At 63.8% G+C, this 20,582-nt stretch carries 19 protein-coding genes; 7 read left to right on the forward strand and 12 right to left on the reverse strand.

What is annotated here, in order from left to right:
* Positions 1-2 precede the first annotated feature (2 nt).
* Positions 3-902, reverse strand: a complete 900-nt coding sequence (locus J2Y68_RS20680; RefSeq protein WP_211711355.1) for a ParA family protein — start codon at positions 900-902, stop codon at positions 3-5.
* Between the two features lie 248 nt (positions 903-1,150).
* Complete coding sequence (locus tag J2Y68_RS20685; protein WP_309996479.1) at positions 1,151-2,497, reverse strand: cation:dicarboxylate symporter family transporter; 1,347 nt, start codon at positions 2,495-2,497, stop codon at positions 1,151-1,153.
* Positions 2,498-2,636: 139 nt separating this feature from the next.
* Here J2Y68_RS20685 and J2Y68_RS20690 point away from each other — a divergent pair, with 139 nt between their 5' ends.
* The 6 genes from J2Y68_RS20690 to J2Y68_RS20715 all read left to right on the forward strand — a co-directional run bounded on the left by J2Y68_RS20690 (position 2,637) and on the right by J2Y68_RS20715 (position 9,371).
* Positions 2,637-4,283, forward strand: coding sequence for a sensor histidine kinase (locus tag J2Y68_RS20690; RefSeq protein WP_309996482.1), 1,647 nt, complete (start codon positions 2,637-2,639; stop codon positions 4,281-4,283).
* Complete coding sequence (locus tag J2Y68_RS20695) at positions 4,280-4,993, forward strand: response regulator (RefSeq protein ID WP_309996485.1); 714 nt, start codon at positions 4,280-4,282, stop codon at positions 4,991-4,993. Before J2Y68_RS20690 ends, J2Y68_RS20695 begins: the two co-directional genes overlap by 4 nt.
* Positions 4,994-5,065: 72 nt before the next feature.
* On the forward strand, positions 5,066-5,707 hold the full coding sequence (locus J2Y68_RS20700; protein ID WP_309996488.1) for a GntR family transcriptional regulator: 642 nt from the start codon (positions 5,066-5,068) through the stop codon (positions 5,705-5,707).
* Positions 5,708-5,734: 27 nt separating this feature from the next.
* Entirely contained in the window at positions 5,735-7,255 is a 1,521-nt protein-coding gene (locus J2Y68_RS20705) for an MmgE/PrpD family protein (RefSeq protein WP_309996490.1), read from the forward strand.
* On the forward strand, positions 7,256-8,161 hold the full coding sequence (prpB, locus tag J2Y68_RS20710; protein ID WP_309996492.1) for a methylisocitrate lyase: 906 nt from the start codon (positions 7,256-7,258) through the stop codon (positions 8,159-8,161).
* Positions 8,162-8,231: 70 nt separating this feature from the next.
* Positions 8,232-9,371 (forward strand): bifunctional 2-methylcitrate synthase/citrate synthase, encoded by a 1,140-nt coding sequence (locus J2Y68_RS20715; protein ID WP_309996494.1) that lies wholly within the window; start codon positions 8,232-8,234, stop codon positions 9,369-9,371.
* 75 nt (positions 9,372-9,446) lie between these two features.
* Here the strand turns inward: J2Y68_RS20715 and J2Y68_RS20720 are convergent, their stop codons facing one another.
* Positions 9,447-9,941 (reverse strand): 8-oxo-dGTP diphosphatase, encoded by a 495-nt coding sequence (locus tag J2Y68_RS20720; RefSeq protein WP_309996497.1) that lies wholly within the window; start codon positions 9,939-9,941, stop codon positions 9,447-9,449.
* Positions 9,942-9,997: 56 nt separating this feature from the next.
* Between J2Y68_RS20720 and J2Y68_RS20725 the strand changes: the two genes are divergently transcribed.
* The gene (locus J2Y68_RS20725) at positions 9,998-10,765 is read left to right on the forward strand and encodes a hypothetical protein (protein ID WP_309996499.1); all 768 of its coding nucleotides are present in this window, start codon (positions 9,998-10,000) and stop codon (positions 10,763-10,765) included.
* A 24-nt stretch (positions 10,766-10,789) separates the two neighbouring features.
* Here the strand turns inward: J2Y68_RS20725 and xerD are convergent, their stop codons facing one another.
* The 9 genes from xerD to J2Y68_RS20770 form a co-directional block, all read right to left on the reverse strand.
* Positions 10,790-11,749, reverse strand: a complete 960-nt coding sequence (gene xerD, locus J2Y68_RS20730) for a site-specific tyrosine recombinase XerD (protein WP_309996501.1) — start codon at positions 11,747-11,749, stop codon at positions 10,790-10,792.
* A gap of 2 nt (positions 11,750-11,751) precedes the next feature.
* A complete protein-coding gene (locus J2Y68_RS20735; RefSeq protein WP_309996504.1) occupies positions 11,752-12,414 on the reverse strand; it encodes an NUDIX hydrolase in 663 nt (220 codons plus the stop codon).
* A 27-nt stretch (positions 12,415-12,441) separates the two neighbouring features.
* Positions 12,442-14,187, reverse strand: a complete 1,746-nt coding sequence (locus J2Y68_RS20740) for a CTP synthase (protein WP_309996506.1) — start codon at positions 14,185-14,187, stop codon at positions 12,442-12,444.
* Positions 14,188-14,319: 132 nt separating this feature from the next.
* On the reverse strand, positions 14,320-16,059 hold the full coding sequence (recN, locus tag J2Y68_RS20745) for a DNA repair protein RecN (RefSeq protein ID WP_309996508.1): 1,740 nt from the start codon (positions 16,057-16,059) through the stop codon (positions 14,320-14,322).
* Positions 16,060-16,062: 3 nt separating this feature from the next.
* The gene (locus J2Y68_RS20750) at positions 16,063-17,085 is read right to left on the reverse strand and encodes an NAD kinase (protein ID WP_309996510.1); all 1,023 of its coding nucleotides are present in this window, start codon (positions 17,083-17,085) and stop codon (positions 16,063-16,065) included.
* A 13-nt stretch (positions 17,086-17,098) separates the two neighbouring features.
* Positions 17,099-17,911: a TlyA family RNA methyltransferase gene (locus tag J2Y68_RS20755; protein WP_309996513.1), complete on the reverse strand. Its 813-nt coding sequence runs from the start codon at positions 17,909-17,911 to the stop codon at positions 17,099-17,101.
* Between the two features lie 3 nt (positions 17,912-17,914).
* Entirely contained in the window at positions 17,915-18,169 is a 255-nt protein-coding gene (locus J2Y68_RS20760; RefSeq protein ID WP_309996515.1) for a hypothetical protein, read from the reverse strand.
* 9 nt (positions 18,170-18,178) lie between these two features.
* Positions 18,179-19,165, reverse strand: a complete 987-nt coding sequence (locus J2Y68_RS20765; protein ID WP_309996518.1) for an HAD-IIA family hydrolase — start codon at positions 19,163-19,165, stop codon at positions 18,179-18,181.
* Positions 19,158-20,582, reverse strand: a 1,425-nt coding sequence (locus J2Y68_RS20770; protein WP_309996520.1) for a hypothetical protein, incomplete at its 5' end; no start/stop codon positions are given. The genes J2Y68_RS20770 and J2Y68_RS20765, both read right to left, overlap by 8 nt.

Raw genomic sequence — 20,582 nt, forward strand, 5'->3', positions numbered from 1 at the left:
CCCTACGGCGCGCCGCCGCGCGAAATCAGTTCCTTGGCAAGGCGGCGGTAGGCGTCTGCGCCAATGTGGTTGCCGGCATAGCTGGTGATCGGCTCAGCCGCCACGGTGGCATCGGCAAACTTGATGGAGCGTTTGATGACGGTTTCGAAGACTTTGTCGCCGAAGGCCTCAACCAACCGTGAGATCACTTCGCGGCTGTGCAGCGTCCGGGCGTCGTACATGGTTGCCAGGACGCCGTCCACCTGCAGGCGCGGGTTGAGGCGGTCCTGCACCTTTTCGATGGTCTCTACCAGGAGGGCGACAGCGCGCAATGCAAAGAACTCGCAGATCAACGGAATGATGACTCCGTGTGCTGCTGTCAGGGCGTTGACGGTCAGGAGGCCCAGGGAAGGCTGGCAGTCGATCAGGACGACGTCGTAATCGTCTTCGACGCTCTTCAGTGCGCGGTCCAGGACCTGCTCGCGGGCTACCTCATTCACCAGCTGGACTTCGGCCGCGGAAAGGTCGATGTTGGCGGGCAGGAGGTCCACGCCGTCCACTCCGGTCTGCTGGATGGCGTCGCGGATGCTCACCTTACGGTCCATGAGGACGTTGTAGACGGTGAGGTCGAGCTCGTGCGGATTGGCACCCAGCCCAGCAGACAGTGCTCCCTGAGGATCGAAGTCCACCAGGAGGACACGCCGACCATACTCTGCGAGCGCAGCCGCGAGATTGATGGTGGACGTGGTTTTGCCTACGCCACCCTTTTGGTTGACCATGGCGATGACTCTCGCCGGGCCGTGGGAGGCCAACGGAGCGGGTTCCGGAAATTCGCGGTGGGGGCGCCCAGTGGGCCCCATGATGGCGTCTTCCAGATCGAGCCCGGTACCTTCCAACGTTGCGGAACCCCGTTCGATGCTCACGTATCCAACCACTCTTTCGACGACGATCTTCCCTGCTGCTGTGCCCCCGGCTTCAGCGCTACTACCCACTTAGGCTACAGGCCCCGACACGGTATTCCGGGGAACTTGACATTGGCCGCGTATTGAGCCTTGACCCTCTAGTAGAGGTCGAAGGTTTCGGTTGGGGCGTTGTGTCGGAGCGGGAGCACGGAAGGCCGGCACCCAACAGGTGCCGGCCTTCGTTTCATTGCATGCTTCGCGTTGCGGCGCTAGACGGTTGCTTTCTCCCGGGGCCCACCCTCGGGAACAGTTTCCTCGTCACTGCCGTGGGCGATCATGGTCTGCTCGTCGAACGGCTCGCTGCCGGACAGCACCCGCTCCACCTGGCCATTGTCGATTTCCTTGACCCAGGTGCCGATCAGGACCGTGGCCACGGCGTTGCCGGTGAAGTTGGTCAAGGCGCGGGCCTCGGACATGAACCGGTCGATTCCCACAATCATGCCCACGCCGCCCAGCAGTTCCGGCTTGTGTGCCTGGAGGCCGGCGGCGAGTGTTGCCAGGCCTGCGCCGGTGACACCGGCAGCACCCTTGGAGGCGATGATCATGAAGATGAGCAGCGAGATCTGGGCGCCCAGGTCCAGCGGAGTGCCCATGGCGTTGGCGACGAAGAGGGACGCCATGGTCAGGTAGATGGCTGTGCCGTCCAGATTGAAGGAGTAGCCCGTGGGGACCGTGACACCAACAACCGGCTTGGAGACACCAAGGTGCTCCATCTTGGCGATGAGGCGCGGAAGGGCAGCTTCGGAGGAGGACGTGGAGAAGATGAGCAGGTACTCGCGGGCCAGGTACTTCATGAGCCGGAAGATGTTGACGCCGGCCACGACCCGGAGCAGCGTTCCCAGGATGACCACGATGAACAGGGCGCAGGTGATGTAGAAAGCCAGCATCAGGGTGAACATGCTGAAGATCGCTTGGGCACCGGTTGCACCGACGACGGCGGCGATCGCACCGAAGGCGCCGACGGGGGCAAGCCACATGATCATGATCAGGATGCGGAAGACGAGCCGCTGTCCGTGGCCGATGGCCTTCAGGATAGGAGCACCCTCCTTGCCCATCTTCTGCAGGGCGAAGCCAACCAGGATAGCGGCCAGCAAGGTGGGCAGGACCGGGATGTCGCCCGGGATGATACCCAGGAGGAAGTCCGCGGTGCTGTCCGTTGCGGCCTTCTTGTTCGGGTCATAGGGGGTCAGCTTAAGTCCCTCTCCCGGGTGGATGAGGTTGCCGACAACCAAGCCGATGGCAAGGGCGAACGTAGACATCGCCACGAAGTAGCCCAGCGCCAGTCCACCCACCTTGCCCACCGTTGCGGCCTTGGCGATCGAACCGATACCCAGCACAATCGTGCAGAAAATGACGGGGGCGATCATCATCTTGATGAGCTTGATGAAACCGTCGCCCAGCGGCTTGAGGGATTTTCCGACCTCAGGGAACAGCAGGCCGACTACGGCGCCCAGCACAACGGCCAGGATGACGGCGATATACAGGTAGTGGGACTTGTCGAGCCCCTTGCGTCCACCTTTGGCAGCGACTGCCGACTCTCCTCGTTGAGAGGTCATAGGATTCTCCTTCTGGATACTGTGTAAGGCGCTGCGGTCCTGCACTGATGTCCAATCCGCTGCCCTTGTGTGATATCCATCATTGAGTCGCTGGTGACACACATCACCATTGCGGTCATATTGGTCATGGGAGGCCCACGTGTTTCACAGCTGGAGCATCGCCCGCCGTCTGTTTGTGGCGAACCTGCTGTTCGTCCTGGTACTGACGGCGGCATTCGGTGCGTTTTCCGTGCTGGAGGCCCGGGACCGTGCTTACGACGACGCGGGCAGCCGAATGCGTGCCATCTCAACGTCCATAGCCAACAACCCGCTTGTCCTCCAGGCTGCATCCACGGCGGACCCATCGGCGGTACTTCAGCCCTACGCCCTGAAGGTCATGAGTGAGGCTGATGCGGATTTCATCACCATCATGGCTCCGGACCGGACGCGGTGGACCCATCCCCGGGCAGAGGAGCTGGGCAAGCCGTACATAGGAACCATCGAACCAGCCTTGAACGGCAACACGTTCACCGAGGTCACAGCCGGGACACTTGGCCCCTCGGTCCGGACCATCTCCCCCGTCAAAGACCAAGGTGGCACGGTCAAGGCGCTCGTAGCGGCTGGTGTGACAGTGCGGACCGTGGACACAGACGTCGCCGAACGCCTGGGCGTGATCGGCGGCATCGCCTTGGTGGTGCTCACCTTCGGATCCATCGCTTCCTGGCTGCTTGGGCGATACCTGCGTTCGGTGACGCGCGGCTGGGGTCCGGAACAACTGGCCCAACTCTTCGCCTATTACGAATCAGTCCTGCATTCCGTGCGCGAGGGACTCATCCTGGTGGACACGCGCGGCAAAGCAGTCATGTACAACGACCAAGCGGCGGAACTGCTGGGCCTGGAGCCATCCGACGCCGATCGGTCACCTGATGCTGCCCCACGGTTGGCCGACCTGCCGTTCGACGGCAGCCTGCGGGCGCTGTTCGAGTCCGGCAGGCCGGCCCATGATGAAATCCACCTCACGGGGTCCAGGATCCTGGTGGTCAACCAGGCCCCTGCGGTGGCGCCGGTGCCCGGGCGCAGCAGGGTGAAACCAGCCGTCTACGGCACGGTGGCCACCATCCGCGACCGCACAGAGATCGAATCATTGGGCACTGAGCTGCAGACCATGAAGACGTTGTCCGATGCCTTGCGGGCCCAGACCCACGAACACGCAAACCGGCTGCACATGATCGTTTCGCTGTTGGAGCTGGGCCGTACGCCGCAAGCCCTGGATTTCGCCACGAAGGACCTCGAGTTGAGCCAGCAGCTTACCGATGACATGGTGGCATCCGTGGACGAGCCGGTGATGAGCGCCTTGGTCATGGGCAAGGCCGCCGAAGCCCATGAACGTGGGGTGGAGTTGGCGGTCCGTACCTCCGGCAGTTCCGGTGTCCGCGGGCTGGAGATCCAGGACCTGGTGACCATCCTCGGCAACCTGCTGGACAATGCAATCGACGCGGCAGCCGCTGGTGAGTCCCCACGAACGGTGGAGTTGGACGTGGAAGCCGGGGTTGCCGCCGTCGAATTCACGGTGCGGGACACCGGCAGTGGCATCAACCCCGGGTCCATTGATGACGTACTCCAGTACGGTTTCAGCACCAAATCACCGGCAGCCGGTGCAGGAGGAGCCCATGGCCGCGGGGTCGGACTGGCGTTGGTGAGGCAGGCGGTGCAGCGGCTGAACGGTACGATGACCATCAGCAATCCCGGCGGCGCGCAGTTCCATGTTGTGTTGCCCGTGCCGGATCCCGAGGAAGAGCAGGAATGACAGACATCCGCGTCCTGGTGGTTGAGGACGAGCCGATAGCATCCGATGCCCACTCCGTCTACATCGGCCGCCTTGAAGGCTTCACTTTGGTAGGTACGGCACCCGATGGGCAGTCGGCCCTGCGCATCCTTCGTGAATTTGCCGCGGCCGGCGCACCGGTTGACCTGGTACTGCTGGACATGAACCTGCCTGACCTGCACGGCCTGGACGTGGCACGCCGCATGCGGTCGGCAGGAGTTTTTGCGGACATCATCGCGATTACCGCCGTCCGGGAACTGAACATCGTGCGCAGTGCCGTGTCGATCGGCGTCGTGCAGTACCTCATCAAGCCTTTCACCTACGCGACGTTCGCCGACAAGCTGGGCAGCTACCGGACGTTCCGTGACCAGTTGGCTGGGTCGATGTCCGGGATCTCCAAGGCCGGAGCGTCGCAGAGCGACGTGGACCAGGCGTTCGCGAGCCTTCGCGCTCCGACGGAGTTGCCGCTGCCGAAGGGCCTGTCCGGCTCGACACTGGAGTCCGTGAAGGACCTGGTCAGGGCGCGGCAACAGCCTGTGTCGGCCAGCGAAGTCATGGATGCGCTCGGTATGTCCCGCGTCACCGCCCGCCGGTACCTGGAGTACCTGGCCGACGCTGGGACGGTTACCAGGGCGGCCCGGTACGGAACTCCAGGGCGGCCCGAAAACGAATACGGCTGGAACCGAAGCTAATTTCTGTATACACAGCGGGCAGAAAACACTCATTCTGTCGCTTTTGCCTGTTTGTGTGTATACACTGAGGGCATGCGCGCCAGTGACCGGGCCTATACTGCCCTCCGGGAAGACATCATCGAATGGCGCCTTCGTCCGGGCACGGTGCTGGCGGAGGTTGAGCAGTCCGAGCGCCTCGGCGTGTCCCGCACACCGGTCCGGGAGGCGCTGGGCAGGCTCACAGCTGAGGGATTGACGGCGGCGGCAGGAGGCCGCGGCGTCGTCGTCACCGATATCTCGCTGGAGAGCATCGACGAACTGTTCGAACTGCGCGAAACACTCGAAGTGCGGGCCGCAGGGCTGGCCGCCCAACGCGGCGAGCCCGGCATCTTCGCCGAACTCCACGCCAAACTGCTGCTCGCCCCGGAACTGCTCAGCGAAAACGACCCCGCCCGGCACGACTACTACGCGCTGGTGGGCCGGTTGGACGACGCCATCGACGCCGCCATTTCAAACACCTACATGGCCCACGCGATGCGGAGCCTGCGCGTCCATTTGGTCCGGGTACGCCGCCTGGCGGCCGATGACGCCGCCCGCCTCCACGCGGCCGCCGCCGAACACGCCGCCATCGCAGAAGCCATCGCCGCCGGCAACCCCCGGCTGGCAGAAGCAGCCACCACAGTCCACCTGCATCGCAGTCTCACCCACGTCAAAGCCACCCACACCCCTGCCTGAATACACCCACTGACCAGAAGGAGCACCATGGTTAAGAACCATCACGTCCGTGTCTACAAGAGCGAAGAGAACCTGCCCCGCGAGGAGCAGTTGGCGCACAAGATCGCCGTGGTCGCCGCCGACCCCGTCGAGGTGTCCCCCGAGGTCACCGACATGGTGATCAACCGGATCATCGATAACGCCTCCGTGGCCATCGCGTCGTTGAACCGTGCACCGATCGTCGCAGCCCGCGCCCAGGCCCTGACCCACGCACCGTCTGCCAACGGCAAGGGTTCTTCGGTTTTCGGTATCAGCGAGCAGGTCTCCCCTGAGTGGGCCGCTTGGGCGAACGGCGTGGCCGTGCGTGAGCTGGACTACCATGACACGTTCCTGGCCGCGGACTACTCCCACCCTGGCGACAACATCCCGCCGATCTTGGCTGTAGCCCAGCACGTTGGCTCCAACGGCGCCGACCTGGTCCGGGCCATCGCCACGGGCTACGAAATCCAGGTGAACCTGGTCAAGGCCATCTGCCTGCACAAGCACAAGATCGACCATGTCGCCCACCTGGGCCCCTCCGCCGCCGCTGGCATCGGAACACTTCTTGGTCTGGATGTTGAGAAGATCTTCCAGTCCGTAGGCCAGGCCCTGCACACCACCACCGCCACCCGGCAGTCCCGCAAGGGCGAAATCTCCACCTGGAAAGCCCACGCACCAGCCTTCGCCGGCAAGATGGCCGTCGAAGCCGTGGACCGTTCCATGCGCGGCCAGACCTCTCCTGTGCCGATCTACGAAGGCGAAGACGGTGTGATCGCCTGGATGCTGGACGGCCCGGACGCCTCCTACGAGGTTCCGCTGCCGCTGCCCGGTGAAGCCAAGCGCGCCATCCTGGACACCTACACCAAGGAACACTCCGCCGAGTACCAGGCCCAGGCGTGGATCGACCTCGCCCGCAAACTGAACCGCGAACACCCGGAGACCACGGATCCCGCCAACGTGAAGTCCGTGCTGATCAAGACCAGCCACCACACCCACTACGTCATCGGCTCGGGCGCGAACGACCCCCAGAAGTACTCCCCCACCGCATCCCGCGAAACCCTGGACCACTCCATCCCATACATCTTCACCGTCGCACTACAGGACGGCGCCTGGCACCACGTGGACTCCTACGCCCCCGAACGCGCAGCCCGCCCGGACACGGTGGAACTCTGGCACAAAGTCACCACCGTGGAGGACCCGGAATGGACCCGCCGCTACCACTCGCTGGACATCGCAGAGAAGGCGTTCGGCGGTTCCGTTGAAATCACCCTCAACGACGGCACGGTCATCACCGATGAAATCGCTGTGGCCGACGCCCACCCGCTCGGCGCCCGGCCGTTCGCCCGCGAGCAGTACATCAACAAGTTCCGCACGCTTGCTGCCGGGCTGGTGGAGGAAGCCGAGATCGAAAGGTTCCTCGCCGCCGTCGAACGCGTCACTGAACTGGGCGAAGGCGAACTGGACCAGCTGAACATCACCGCAGCCCCCGGCGTGATCGACCTCAACAACGCACCCAAGGGACTGTTCTAAATGCTGTACTCCAAAGTCACCCCCGAACAGAAGCGGCTGAAACTCCGGGAACTGCTGGCCTCCGGGACCGTGCAGCAGTTCCCGGGAGCCTTCAACCCGCTCTCGGCCCGGCTCATAGAAGAGAAGGGCTTCGCCGGCGTCTACATCTCCGGCGCCGTCCTCGCCAATGACCTCGGCCTGCCGGACATCGGCCTGACCACCCTCACCGAGGTAGCCACGCGCGCCGGGCAGATCGCCCGTATGACCGATTTGCCGTCGTTGGTGGATGCCGACACCGGATTTGGCGAACCGATGAACGTGGCCCGCACCATCCAGGAACTCGAGAACGCCGGCCTGGCCGGTTGCCACATTGAGGACCAGTTCAACCCGAAACGCTGCGGACATCTGGACGGCAAGAACGTCGTCGACATCGACACCGCCACTAAACGCATCCGCGCTGCAGCAGACGCCCGCAGGGACCCGAACTTCCTCATCATGGCCCGGACCGATATCCGCGCCGTTGAAGGAATCCAGGCCGCACAAGACCGCGCCCGAGCACTGGTGGACGCCGGGGCAGACGCGATCTTTCCCGAAGCCATGCGGGACCTGCACGAGTTCCAGGCCATCCGAGACGCCGTGGACGTGCCCATCCTTGCCAACATGACCGAGTTCGGCAAAAGCGATCTCTTCACCGTCGACCAGCTCCAAACCGTCGGCGTGAACATGGTCATCTACCCTGTCACGCTCCTCCGCATTGCCATGGGCGCTGCAGAGCGTACTCTGGAATCGATCAAGGCTGCGGGGACCCAAGAGGCGCAAGTGGAGAACATGCTCACGCGTGCCCGCCTCTACGAACTCGTGGACTACGAGGCATATAACCAGTTCGATACCGGCGTATTCAACTTCAAGGTTCCTGGCATCCGCTAGGTTCCAATTTCATCAAGGGGAACGCAGGGTCCCCCTACCGGGCCCTGCATCATGAACGAAGGAGAGCAGCATGGCAGCTGTTGACATCAAAAAGGGCCTCGCCGGCGTCGTGGTGGACTACACCGCCGTCTCGAAGGTCAACCCGGACACCAACTCGCTGCTGTACCGCGGGTACCCGGTTCAGGAACTGGCCGCCAAATGCAGCTTCGAAGAAGTGGCCTACCTGCTGTGGAACGGCGAACTGCCCAACGAATCGCAGCTCGCGGAATTTACTGCCCGCGAACGCGCGGGCCGAGCCTTGGACCCCGTTGTCAAGTCCGTTATTGATACGCTGCCCACCACGGCGCACCCCATGGATGTCTGCCGCACGGCAGCTTCCGTGCTGGGCGCCCGGCACGAACTGGCCGAGGATTCATCGCCTGAGGCCAACATGAAGAAGGCCATCGACCTGTGGGCTGCCATGCCCGCCGTCGTGGCCTATGACCAGCGCCGCCGTCGCGGTGAGGACGTCGTGGAGCCACGCGAAGACCTCGACTACTCGGCGAACTTCCTGTGGATGACGTTCGGCGAAGAACAGGTCCCCGAAGTGGTTGAGGCGTTCAACGTCTCGATGATCCTCTACGCAGAACACTCCTTTAACGCCTCTACCTTCACCGCCCGGGTGGTCACCTCCACGCTCGCTGACCTGCACTCAGCGGTGACCGCCGCGATCGGCGCCCTCAAAGGCCCCTTGCACGGAGGCGCCAACGAAGCCGTCATGCACACGTTTGACGAAATCGGCATCCGCAGCGAGGAGTCCCTTGAAGAGGCCGCATCCAGGGCGAAGACGTGGATGGAAGACGCCTTGTCCCAGAAGAAGAAGGTCATGGGCTTCGGACACCGTGTCTACAAGCACGGCGACTCCCGTGTTCCCACCATGAAAGCCGCACTGGACAAGATGATCGCCCACTACGGACGACCCGAACTTCTTGGACTTTACAACGGTCTGGAGCAGGCCATGGACGAGGCCAAGGCCATCAAGCCCAACCTCGACTACCCGGCCGGACCCACGTACCACCTCATGGGCTTCGACACCCAGACATTCACGCCCCTGTTCGTGGCCAGCCGCATCACCGGCTGGACCGCGCACATCATGGAGCAGGTAGCATCGAACTCCCTCATCCGGCCTTTGAGCGAATACAACGGCCCCGAAGAGCGGCACGTGCCGTAGGGCTCAGGCCTCAAAGCAGGAAGAACGACGGCGGTCCGGTCACCTAAGGTGGCCGGACCGCCGTCGTCCGTGGTACTAAACCGGACCCACCCACGCCTCGGTGCGGACCTCCGCGACGTTTTCGTTGTCGGCGGCCAAGGCGACACGGACCGCGATACGCTGCCCCGAAATCATGGCAGGCAACCAGTGCTCGGCGTCCGCCCACATGCGTTCCACTGGGAGACGGGCCACCGGGAACCAAGCAGGCGCGATTTCAACGCTTTCGGTGGGTTCCCCATCCCAGGCGCGGGTGAGGAACACGGTGGTAGCCATGTTCCACTCGGGCCGGGCCGGAAAAACAAAATCAACTGTCCCGGCAGGAACCAAGTCCTCCGGCGCCACTACCACGTTAATTTCCTCCATGACCTCACGACAAGCAGCCTGCTCCGCGGTTTCGCCCTCTTCCAGGTGTCCACCAACGCCCACCACCTTGCCGCGGCCGAAGCCAGTCTTCTTGGTGCCTAGCAGCACGTGCTCACCGTCCGCGGCATCACGAAGGAGGAAGCACAAAGTTACCTGGGCTGCAGTCATGCTGCCTACCTTAACCTGATCTCCCCAGCCAAAGCCGCCATTGCTACAGTGAGCCCATGAGCGAAGGTGGGGGTGACGCGGGCGCCAAAGCGGCCGCCGTCGAGGAAGATGGAGGGACGCCGTCTACGGCGGGAAGCGCCGAGGACGGGGCGACTGTTATAGACGCCGAAGCCAAAGCCGAGCGGGACTCCTGGCTGCCGCGTTGGCTGGTGGCTCATCCGTTGTACGCCGGATGGGCGTGGACCCTCCTGTGGGCCGGGCTGATTGTCCTGGACGAAGTGGTGGACCTGGCTGGATGGACCTGGTACCTGCTGGTCCTGATGGCAGCGATGCCCACGCTGATCTCCACGCTTGTGGTGCTGCATGCCACCCCACGCAGCCATCTCCGGGCGGTTGATGCGACAGTACTCGGACATTTCTTTGTCCGGTTCCTGGCGTTGGTGGCGGCGTTCATGGTGTGGGCGGCTTCGGTGGTAATGAGCGCGTCCATCTCCACCACTGTCCAGTCCGTCATTGGCGACTCGGAAAAGGAAGTCACTGCTCTTGGCTTCAACCTCATGCTGGCCGCCGTTCCCCTGGTGCTGTCCGTCCTCTGGATGGCGTTCATTGTCCGGTGCGCGTGGTTCCTCCGGCGGCTGCGCGGTTGGCGGCAAGTGCCGGTCAAGACGCGGGTTCCCAAGAAGTTCCTCCGCGGCCGGCCCCGGCTCAAGCGGGTGGTGGTCGGCCTGGCCCACCCGGGCCTCCTGCTGGTGGCTGGGCTGGGCACGTCTCTGCTTGCCCTGTTTGTGGACGCCGTCGAGTTGACCTTGAACGTCATAGGCTAGCCTCCTCCGGCTTGGCAGGACGGCCTAGCCGAGCGCCCTCGGGTGCGCAGCTGCGTAGACTTCCCGCAAAGTGTCCGCCGTGACCAGGGTGTAGACCTGCGTAGTGGTGACAGACGCGTGGCCCAGGAGTTCCTGCACCACCCTGACATCTGCTCCGCCCTCAAGCAGATGGGTGGCAAAGGAATGGCGCAGCGTGTGCGGCGAAACATCCTTGGTGATCTGGGCCTTCTCGGCCGCAGCTTTGAGGATGGTCCACGCACTCTGCCTGCTGATCCGGCCGCCCCGGGCATTGAGGAACAACGCCGGCGTCCCTTTCCCCTTGGACGCCAGCAGCGGCCGGCCGCGGACTACATAGGCGCTGACGGCGCGGGCACCATACGAACCCAGAGGCACCAAACGCTCCTTGGAACCTTTGCCGAACAACCTGACGATCGCGGGATCGCCACCGGAGTCTTCAAGGGAGACGTCATCCACGTCCAGGCCAACGGCCTCGCTGATGCGCGCCCCGGTGGAGTAGAGGAACTCCAGGAGCGCCCGGTCCCTGAGCCCCGTCGGCGTGTCCGTACCGGCAGCTTCCAGGATGCGCGTGACTTCGCCAACGCTGATGGCTTTTGGAAGCCTCTTGCCCGGCATCGGCGGGTGGACATCGCTGGCAGGGTCCGCCGTCGTGGTTCCTTCCAGCGCCCAAAACTTGTGCAGGCCGCGGACGGCCACCACTGTGCGCGCTGCGGAACGGACACCCAGCACTGTTGCGCCGTCCGAGCCGTCAGACAATGCCTGGACGAAGGCCGTTACATGATGGCGCGTGATGTTGCCGGGACGCTCGATCCCTTGCGCCGCCAGGAAGTTCGAGTACCTTGCGAGGTCGCGACGGTACGCAGCCAACGTGTTCGCTGCCAGACCCTTTTCCACGCCGACGTGCTGCAGGTAGTCGGTAACAGCCCGGTCAATGGCATTGAGGGTACGGGTAGGGGCCTCGGCCATGCTCAGCGCTGGCTCGGATGTGCTGGCCAGGGCGCGTTCGCAGGACGGAGCTTAGTGAACCCATCGGCCTTCGCTGCTGCGGCAGCCAAGATTCCCAGCACCGCGGACGGATTGTGCAGCCGGCCTTCGAGGACAGCCTGGACGGCATCTTCCAGCGGGACCCACTGAAGCTCAATCTCGGCCTCTTCGTCCGTCCTGACATGCCTGTCCGCTTCCGGAACGTCAGTAATTCCGCGGGCCAGGTAGATTCGGACCGCTTCACTGGAAGAGCCCGGCGAATTGAAGAAGTCCACCAGGACATTCCACGTAGCAGCGACCAGGTCGGCTTCCTCGGCCAACTCCCGCGCCGCGCCCACCACAAAATCTTCGCCTTCCACGTCCAGCAAGCCGGCCGGGATTTCCCAAAGGTCCATACCGACGGGATGCCGGTACTGCTTGAGCAGCAGGACCTCGCCGTCCACGTTCATGGGAAGCACAGCGACGGCGCCTGGGTGGTCAATATAGTCCCGGACCAGGGTGTCCGTGTCTTCGCCGAGCTGGAACGAGTCACTGACCACGTCCCAGATGCGGCCTTCGTAAACCTTGCTGGTGGACAAAAGACGGCGCGGGCTCGGCATGTCCGAAACCTGCCTTGATGTGCGGGGGGTTTCAGAAATACCGGGCATCGCGCCGTCCTTCGCTAGTACGTGTGTTTACTTGGCAGCTACCGCGCGGGCGCCGGTCTTCGTTGCCACGGGTGCGCCTTCGCGACGCTCCAGGGCAGCCTTGACCAGGCCTGCGAACAGCGGGTGGGGACGCGTGGGCCGGGAGCTAAGCTCCGGGTGCGCCTGCGTCGCAACGTAGTACGGGTGCACTTCGCGGGGAAGTTCCACGTACTCCACGAGCTTGCCGTCCGGAGAGGTACCGGAGAACACCAGGCCCTCGGCAGCAATCTGCTCGCGGTATTTGTTGTTGACCTCGTAGCGGTGGCGGTGGCGTTCGCTGACCGTAGTGGTGCCGTAGGTCTCGGCGATGACCGAGCCTTCGTCCAGTTTGGCTTCGTAGAGGCCCAGGCGCATGGTGCCGCCAAGGTCTCCCTTGCCGTCCACAATGTCCAGCTGTTCTTCCATGGTGGCAATGACCGGGTACTTGGAATCGGGCTCGAACTCGCTGGAGGAAGCGCCTTCCAGGCCAACCACGTTGCGGGCGTACTCGATCACCATGCACTGCAGGCCCAGGCACAGGCCAAGGACGGGAAGCTTGGATTCGCGGGCGAACTTCAAAGCCCCGAGCTTGCCTTCGAGGCCACGGATTCCGAAGCCGCCAGGAACGCAGATGGCGTCCACGCCGGCCAGGGACTTGGTGGCACCCTCAAGGGTTTCGCACTCGTCCGAAGGGACCCAACGGATCTTGACCTTGGCTTCGTTGGCGAAACCGCCGGCACGGAGGGCTTCAGTCACCGAAAGGTAAGCATCGGGGAGGTCGATGTACTTGCCTACCAGGGCAATCTCGACCTCATGCTTGGGGTTGTGGACAGCTTCAAGCAGCTTGTCCCACTTGCTCCAGTCAACGTCCTTGAACGGCAGGTCCAGGGCACGCACAATATAGGAGTCCAGGCCCTGCGAGTGCAGCGTCTTGGGGATGTCGTAGATGCTGGGAGCATCTGCGGCGTTGACCACGGCGTCGATGTCGACGTCGCACATGCGGCCAATCTTCTCCCGCATGGCGTCCGGCACTTCGCGGTCCGAACGGATCACGATTGCTTCCGGCTGGATGCCGATGGAGCGAAGGGCTGCCACGGAGTGCTGCGTCGGCTTGGTCTTCAGTTCCTGGGAAGGACCGATGTACGGCACCAGTGAAACGTGCAGGAAGAAGACGTTGTTGCGGCCCACATCCTGGCGGACCTGGCGGGCCGACTCCAAGAACGGCTGCGACTCGATGTCGCCCACCGTGCCACCGATTTCGGTGATGATGACATCCGGAGCGTTCTTGCCCTCGGCGGGCAGACGCATGCGGCGCTTGATTTCATCGGTGATGTGCGGAATGACCTGCACGGTGTCTCCGAGGTATTCACCGCGGCGTTCCTTGGCGATGACCGTGGAGTAGATCTGGCCGGTTGTGACGTTGGCTGAACCTTCGAGGTTTTCATCGAGGAAGCGCTCGTAGTGTCCGATGTCGAGGTCGGTTTCGGCGCCATCATCCGTCACGAATACTTCGCCGTGCTGGAAGGGGTTCATCGTGCCCGGATCCACGTTCAAGTAGGGATCGAGCTTCTGCATTGTTACAGACAAACCGCGTGCCCGCAGGAGGTGGCCGAGGCTGGAAGCCGTCAGACCCTTACCGAGCGAGGACGCCACACCACCGGTGACGAAGATGTGTTTGGTCGTCTTGGACGAGCCCGGGAACCGGGAATTTACACGGGAATTTGATCGCTGCACCACGGAATTCGAGCTTATCATCAATTACGCCTTCCAAGCGTCTGTTCGGATTCCCCAAATGGTCAATAGTTGCTCAGGACTGCGAGGCAATCAAGAGCCACCGGGGTTTGGAGTGCACCGATGTGATGGTGCTCGCACTGCGGGCAATCGTGTTCAGGCCCGCTGCGGCAGGAGCTTCGCGTCGTCCAACAATTCCTGGGCGTGTGCCTGCGCGGATTCGGAGTCCTCTTGGCCGGCCAGCATCCTGGCAAGTTCCTTGACCCGCTCCTCCTCGCTAAGCAACTGCACGTCGCTGGAGGTGAATCCGGTGGTGGTCTTCCCGTCAGAACCCCGCACGGACGTCTTGGTCACACGGATGTGCTGATCGGCAAAAGCCGCCACCTGCGGCAAGTGGGTCACCACCAGCACCTGGACGTGCCGGGCCAGCATGGCCAGCCTGCGTCCGATCTCCACGGCGGCGCGGCCGCCTACCCCTGCGTCCACCTCATCGAAAACAAATGTCGGAACGGGATCCACTGCGGCGAGAACTACCTCGATGGCAAGCATGACGCGGGACAGTTCACCGCCTGACGCCCCCTTCCCCAGCGGCCGGGCAGGAGCGCCGGAGTGGGGCTGGAGGAGGAACGCGATCTCATCGGTACCCCACGGACCCAACACGTCGCTGCCGTCCACCTCGATGACCAAGGTGGCGTCTGCCATGGCCAGGGCCTTCAGTTCGGCGCTGACGCGTCCTGAGAGGTCTTTGGCAGCCTTGAGGCGGGCTTTGCTGATCGCTGCTGCCTGCTTGCGCAGGCTGGCCTCCGCAGCTGCTACCTCGGCGTCCAAGGATTCGATTCGGGTGGAGTCGTCCTGCAGCTCATCCAACCGCGTCCTTGCGGTTGCAGCCCATTCCAGCACTTCGTCAATACTCGGGGCATACTTGCGGATCAGCTTGGCCAACGCCGCCCTCCGTTCCTCGATTTCGGAAAGCCGCTCGGGTCCCTCGGTGTCCAGGGCCGCCTGGTAGCTGGACAGCTCGGCGGCGATGTCATTCAGGAGGAACCCGACCTCCGCCAGCCTGGTCGCAGCAGAACGCAGTTCTTCATCGTGTTCAGCTACGTGCTCCAGCGTCCGCTTGGCCGCATCCACCATGGACGTTGCATCCCCTGCGTCGCCAAATTCCTCGGCGATGAGGGACTCATGGGCTGCCGCCGCAGCCAGCCGCAGCTCTTCAACATTCGCCAGCTTCACGGCCTCGGCCTTGAGGGTTTCGTCCTCGCCCGGCTGCGGATCCACGTCGTCGATTTCCGTAAGGGCGGCGTCCAGGGACTCAGCCTCGCGGAGCCGTTCGCGGGCTTCGCTGCGCAAGGTATCAAGTTCGGTCTGGATGGCTTTCCAGTGGTTGTACAGCTCTTGGTACTCCCCCAGGCTCTTGGCCAGGGGTGCACCGGCAAAACGGTCCAGAGCATGGCGTTGGGCTGTTGCGCTCTTGAGCCGGATCTGGTCCGACTGCCCGTGGACCACCACCAGGCTCTCCCCCAGCTCGGCCAGCACCCCTACAGGTGCCGCGCGTCCGCCAACGTAGGCACGGCTGCGCCCGTCTGCACCAACCGTGCGGGCGAGCAACAGTTCAGCAACGCCGTCGAACTCTTCCGCCTCGCCGCCGGCCTCCTTGGCGCGCTCCACGGCGCTGTGCGCCGGATCAAGCTTCAGTACAGCCTCCGCGGACGCGGACTTGGCGCCGCTGCGGACCGCCCCCGCGTCCGACCGGGCACCGAGAAGAAGCCCGACGGCGGTCACCACCATGGTCTTGCCGGCGCCGGTTTCGCCTGTGACGACGCTCAGGCCGGGGCCCAACGGCAGGGCGGCGTCGGTGATGACGCCAAGGTCACGGATTCGGAGTTCTTCAAGCATGGTTCACTTCGCATTCGTGGGTTCGGAGGGTTCACCGTGCCCTGGGTCCCGCGGGCTGGGCAAAGGTGCCGGTGACAGCGTCCTGATCACCGGAATAGGACCGGTGTGGACTTCGCCGCTGCGGGGAGCCGGGCCACGCCAGCCATGGATGGGAAGCTCGAACTTGCGCACGAGCCGGGCGGAGAACGGGGTCTTGTGCGTGCGGGCGAGCCGTACCGGGGTGGCTGAGCGCGTCACTTCCACGCGGGCACCCGGAGGCAGGTCCACGGAGCGCCGACCATCGCACCAGAGCACGCCCAACGCGTCGGTACGGTTCATGATTTCGACGGCCAGCTTGGAACGCGGCGAAACCACCAGGGGCTTCGCGAAGAGCGCGTGGGCGCTGATGGGAACGATGACCAAGGCCTCAACCTCCGGCCACACCACGGGCCCGCCCGAAGAGAACGCGTACGCGGTGGAACCCGTAGGAGTCGCCATGACCACGCCATCGCAGCCGAAAGACGTCAGGGGCCGCTCGTCCACCTCCGTGACGACCTCCAACATCCGTTCGCGGTTGGCCTTTTCGATGGCGGCCTCATTCAAAGCCCACGTGTGCCAAATCTTCTGGCCCTTGATCCACACCTGAACGTCGATGGTCATGCGTTCTTCCACCGTGTACTGCCGGCTCGCAATCCACTCGACCGTTTGGGCGAGGTCGGCCCGTTCGCTTTCAGCAAGGAAGCCCACGTGCCCAAGGTTTACCCCGAGCAGCGGGACATCAACCTCACGGACCAGCTCGGCCGCGCGCAGGATGGTGCCGTCACCGCCCAGGACCATGACCAACTCCACGTCCTCCAGGCTGACGTGGTCGTTGAGGATCTCGATCGGGGTGTCCAAGGCGCCGAAGAACCGCTCAATATCGGCAAGCTCAGACTTTTGGAGCACGGGAACCAAGCCAGACGAGTGCAGCTGCGTACACGCATCCCACGCTGCGCGGAGCGATTCCTCCCGCCCTGTGTGGGCAAGGACCAGTACACGCCTGCTCATCGGGTTCTGCTTTCTAGTGGTTCGGCCAGAGTTTCTCGACTAACGCGGCAACGGCTGCGTCCCGCTCTTCGATCTTAGGCAACACCGCGGACATCCTGCGCTTCATCCACAGGAAGTATTCAACATTTCCGTCCTGGCCAGGCAGCGGACTGGCCGCCAGGTCCTGAAGATCCAGCCCGGCATCCACGGCCGCACGGGCCACTTGGGCAACGGCCCGGCGTCGTTCATGTTCCGAGGTGACCACTCCCGACCGGCTCAGCCGCTCCTTGCCTACCTCGAACTGCGGCTTCACCATCAGGACCATGTCGCCGCCGGGTTCGGTGCATTGGGCAAGCGGGTACACCACCAGGGTCAACGAAATAAAGGACAAGTCCGCGACCGTCAGTTCTGCAAGTCCGCCGATCTGCTCGGGCGTCATGTAACGGACGTTAAGGCCCTCATGAACGTCCACGCGCGGGTCCTCCCGCAGGTGCGGAACCAACTGTCCGTGCCCCACGTCCACGGCAACCACTCGCGCGGCCCCTTGCCTCAGCAGAACGTCAGTGAAGCCGCCCGTGGAGGCACCGGCGTCGAGACACCGTTTTTCGGCAACCACGACGGCGGGAAACGCCTTCAGCGCGCCGTCCAACTTATGCCCGGCACGGCTGGCGTAAATGTCCTCAAGGTGGGCTTCGACAAGCAGCTCCGTTGCAGCGTCAACTTGGAGGGCAGCTTTGGCCAGGACCGTCCCTGCGGAACTGACCTTCCCGTCGCTGATGAGCTTGGCAGCGTGGGTCCGGGACCTCGCCAACCCCCGGGTGACGAGTTCCTGATCAAGTCGTGCCATGTGCTAGCTGTCGCCTTCCGGGCGGTTGTTTGACGGTGCTGACGGGAGGCCCGGCTCAGCGTCCAAGGCCTCCAACAGGGAGTCGTGGATGCCGGCGTACAGCTCGCCATGGTCAGAAACCGGGGACCCCGCAACATCCGCCAAGGGGCCGAGGGCCTTGTCCACCGGCGCATCACCTGTCGGCGTCGCGGTGGCAGGCCACTGGACCGCCGCCGGGCTCTCCGCCTCATGCACGGGGGCGTTGCTGGATTCGGTCATCGCACCAGTCTAGTGACTTTGCCATTCCAGCTTGGGAGCCTGGGCTACCGCTGTCTCCGGAACCGCCGCCCACCAAGCGGCACACGCCGCCCGCCAAGAGTCGATGTCAGTTTCGTCGCCGGTGACCGTGACCGTGCCATCCACGGCAACAGCTGAGGCTGCACCGCAACGGAACGTACCGTCCTCGCTCACGACCTCCGGGTAAGGGGCATACAGACCCTCAAGGTCCGCCAACAAATAGTCGGGACGCTCATCCGAGCGCGCAGCCAGGATGGTGTGCGTCGTATCCACACCAGTGAGGACGGCCGCCGTCGCAAATCCTGCGCGGTTTCCACCCAGGATGTCGGTGTCCAAGCGGTCGCCCACCACCAATGGGCGATCGGCGTTAAGCCGTTTCGCAGCAGCATGGAAAAGCGGCGCTTCAGGCTTGCCGGCAACCAACGGTGCCTTGCCGGTGGCAGCAGCTACAGCGGCCACCAAAGTCCCGTTTCCCGGCGCCATGCCCCGGGCCTGCGGAATGGACATGTCAGTGTTGGTCGCGAACCACATAGCCCCGCCAGCAACCACATAAGAGGCCTCGGCCAGGTCCTTCCAACCGATCTCCGGATTGAACCCCTGCACCACTGCCACAGGGTTCTCATCGGCGCTGTGCACGGGCTTGAGCCCTACCAGTTCGATCTCATGTGCCAGTGCTGCGCTGCCGGTGATAAGGACATGCGCCCCCGCAGGCAGCATGGAAGCAAGGAGCTCCCCTGCCGCCTGCGAGGAACTGACTACTTGATGGTCCTCAGCCGGGGCGCCCAGCTCACGCAAATGCGCTGCGACCTGGGCGGGCGTCCGTGAAGCGTTGTTCGTGACGTAACCCAGGCCAACGCCCACGGTTTCGAGACGCTGCAACGACTCCACGGCTCCAGGGATGGCGTGCGGTCCTGCATAGACCACGCCATCCAAATCGGAGAGGACAGCATCAAACAATGAGATCAGAGAATCAGCCATTCCGGGAATCGGCGTTCTCGTCGTCTGCCTCTTCGTGGCCAGCTTCGTCATCCTCAACCGAATCGATATCCGACTCGGCGTCGTTCGACTCAAAGTAGTCCGACTCGGCGTCATCCAGTTCCACGTCGTCGTGCTCAACATCCGCTGCCGCAGCCTCGACGATGACAGTCTCAGCCTCCGGCTTCACGACGTCGGCGTCCCGGGCCGGCTTCTCGAAACGCGGCTTACGCGCGGCTTCTTCTTCCCGCTCGTCCCAGCCGAGGTCAAGGATCTCCGGCTCGGCAAAGTCCCCGACGCCCAAGGCATTCTCGGCAACCAAGGCCTGGCGGGCCCACTTCTCAGACTCCTCAGTACGGCCCACTGCAGCCAAAGCCTCCGCATAGGCACGGAAAAGGCGTGGGCTGTAGGAAAACGCCCTGTTGATGTCCAGCTGCGGGATCTCAAGCTCACTGACGGCAGCATCCAGCTGGTTCAGGTCCGAACGGGCGCCCGATGCCACAATGGCGAGCTCAACCTTGCCCGGAGCATCCAGGTCCTGAGCCTCAGGAGAGCGGACCATATCCAAGGCCCGATCAGGACGACCCAAGCCGCGCTCACAATCGGCCATCACCGGCAAGTGGACGTTGGAACCACTGATGCGCCGGTACGTGCGGAACTCACGCAAAGCCTCACCATAGTGGCCGGCAGCGTAGGCCGTCAGCCCGACAGCTTCGCGGACCACGGAAAGGCGTCCCCCGCGACGGCTCGCAGCCAACGCGTGCTGGAAAGCGAGCTCAGGCTCAATGTCGATCAGGCGGCCGGCCATGACCAGGTGCTTTGCAACCCAGCCTGCACTCTGCTCCTCGAGGGTCTTGATCTGGTGGCCGGTGGCGCGGTCAAGTTCCTTGCCCGTAACGTCGTCGTCGATCTCAGGGGAACGTTCGCGGTCAGGGCGGTTCGCGCTGCGGATGTCCTTGGCGTTGGGAACCCGCGCCGGACGCTCTTCCCAGGAGTTGCCGCGGTCGCTACGGTCACTGCCGAACGACCGGCGGTCACCATCACGGGCCGGGCGATCGCCACGGTCGTTGTTGAAGGGCTTCCGGTCGCGGTCACCGAACGGCTTGCGGTCACCACGGTCGTTGTTGAAGGGACGGCGCTCACCATCGCGGGCCGGACGGTCACCACGGTCACCGAAGGGCTTACGGTCGCGGTCACCGAAAGGCTTCCGGTCGCCACGGTCGTTGTTGAACGGACGGCGCTCACCATCACGGGCCGGACGGTCACCACGGTCACCGAAGGGCTTCCGGTCGCGGTCACCGAATGGCTTCCGGTCGCCACGGTCATTGTTGAACGGACGGCGCTCACCATCACGGGCCGGACGGTCACCACGGTCACCGAAGGGCTTCCGGTCGCGGTCACCGAATGGCTTCCGGTCGCC

It is taken from the genome of Paenarthrobacter nitroguajacolicus, from assembly GCF_031455195.1.
Classification (GTDB): Bacteria; Actinomycetota; Actinomycetes; order Actinomycetales; family Micrococcaceae; genus Arthrobacter; species Arthrobacter nitroguajacolicus_D.

Excerpts from the sequence above, each read along its gene's own strand:
- J2Y68_RS20685 (WP_309996479.1), bottom strand. The coding sequence starts at position 2,497 with ATGACCTCTCAACGAGGAGAGTCGGCAGTCGCTGCCAAAGGTGGACGC.
- J2Y68_RS20695 (WP_309996485.1), top strand. The coding sequence starts at position 4,280 with ATGACAGACATCCGCGTCCTGGTGGTTGAGGACGAGCCGATAGCATCC.
- J2Y68_RS20700 (WP_309996488.1), top strand. The coding sequence starts at position 5,066 with ATGCGCGCCAGTGACCGGGCCTATACTGCCCTCCGGGAAGACATCATC.
- J2Y68_RS20705 (WP_309996490.1), top strand. The coding sequence starts at position 5,735 with ATGGTTAAGAACCATCACGTCCGTGTCTACAAGAGCGAAGAGAACCTG.
- prpB (WP_309996492.1), top strand. The coding sequence starts at position 7,256 with ATGCTGTACTCCAAAGTCACCCCCGAACAGAAGCGGCTGAAACTCCGG.
- J2Y68_RS20715 (WP_309996494.1), top strand. The coding sequence starts at position 8,232 with ATGGCAGCTGTTGACATCAAAAAGGGCCTCGCCGGCGTCGTGGTGGAC.
- J2Y68_RS20720 (WP_309996497.1), bottom strand. The coding sequence starts at position 9,941 with ATGACTGCAGCCCAGGTAACTTTGTGCTTCCTCCTTCGTGATGCCGCG.
- J2Y68_RS20725 (WP_309996499.1), top strand. The coding sequence starts at position 9,998 with ATGAGCGAAGGTGGGGGTGACGCGGGCGCCAAAGCGGCCGCCGTCGAG.
- xerD (WP_309996501.1), bottom strand. The coding sequence starts at position 11,749 with ATGGCCGAGGCCCCTACCCGTACCCTCAATGCCATTGACCGGGCTGTT.
- J2Y68_RS20735 (WP_309996504.1), bottom strand. The coding sequence starts at position 12,414 with ATGCCCGGTATTTCTGAAACCCCCCGCACATCAAGGCAGGTTTCGGAC.
- J2Y68_RS20740 (WP_309996506.1), bottom strand. The coding sequence starts at position 14,187 with ATGATAAGCTCGAATTCCGTGGTGCAGCGATCAAATTCCCGTGTAAAT.
- recN (WP_309996508.1), bottom strand. The coding sequence starts at position 16,059 with ATGCTTGAAGAACTCCGAATCCGTGACCTTGGCGTCATCACCGACGCC.
- J2Y68_RS20750 (WP_309996510.1), bottom strand. The coding sequence starts at position 17,085 with ATGAGCAGGCGTGTACTGGTCCTTGCCCACACAGGGCGGGAGGAATCG.
- J2Y68_RS20755 (WP_309996513.1), bottom strand. The coding sequence starts at position 17,911 with ATGGCACGACTTGATCAGGAACTCGTCACCCGGGGGTTGGCGAGGTCC.
- J2Y68_RS20760 (WP_309996515.1), bottom strand. The coding sequence starts at position 18,169 with ATGACCGAATCCAGCAACGCCCCCGTGCATGAGGCGGAGAGCCCGGCG.
- J2Y68_RS20765 (WP_309996518.1), bottom strand. The coding sequence starts at position 19,165 with ATGGCTGATTCTCTGATCTCATTGTTTGATGCTGTCCTCTCCGATTTG.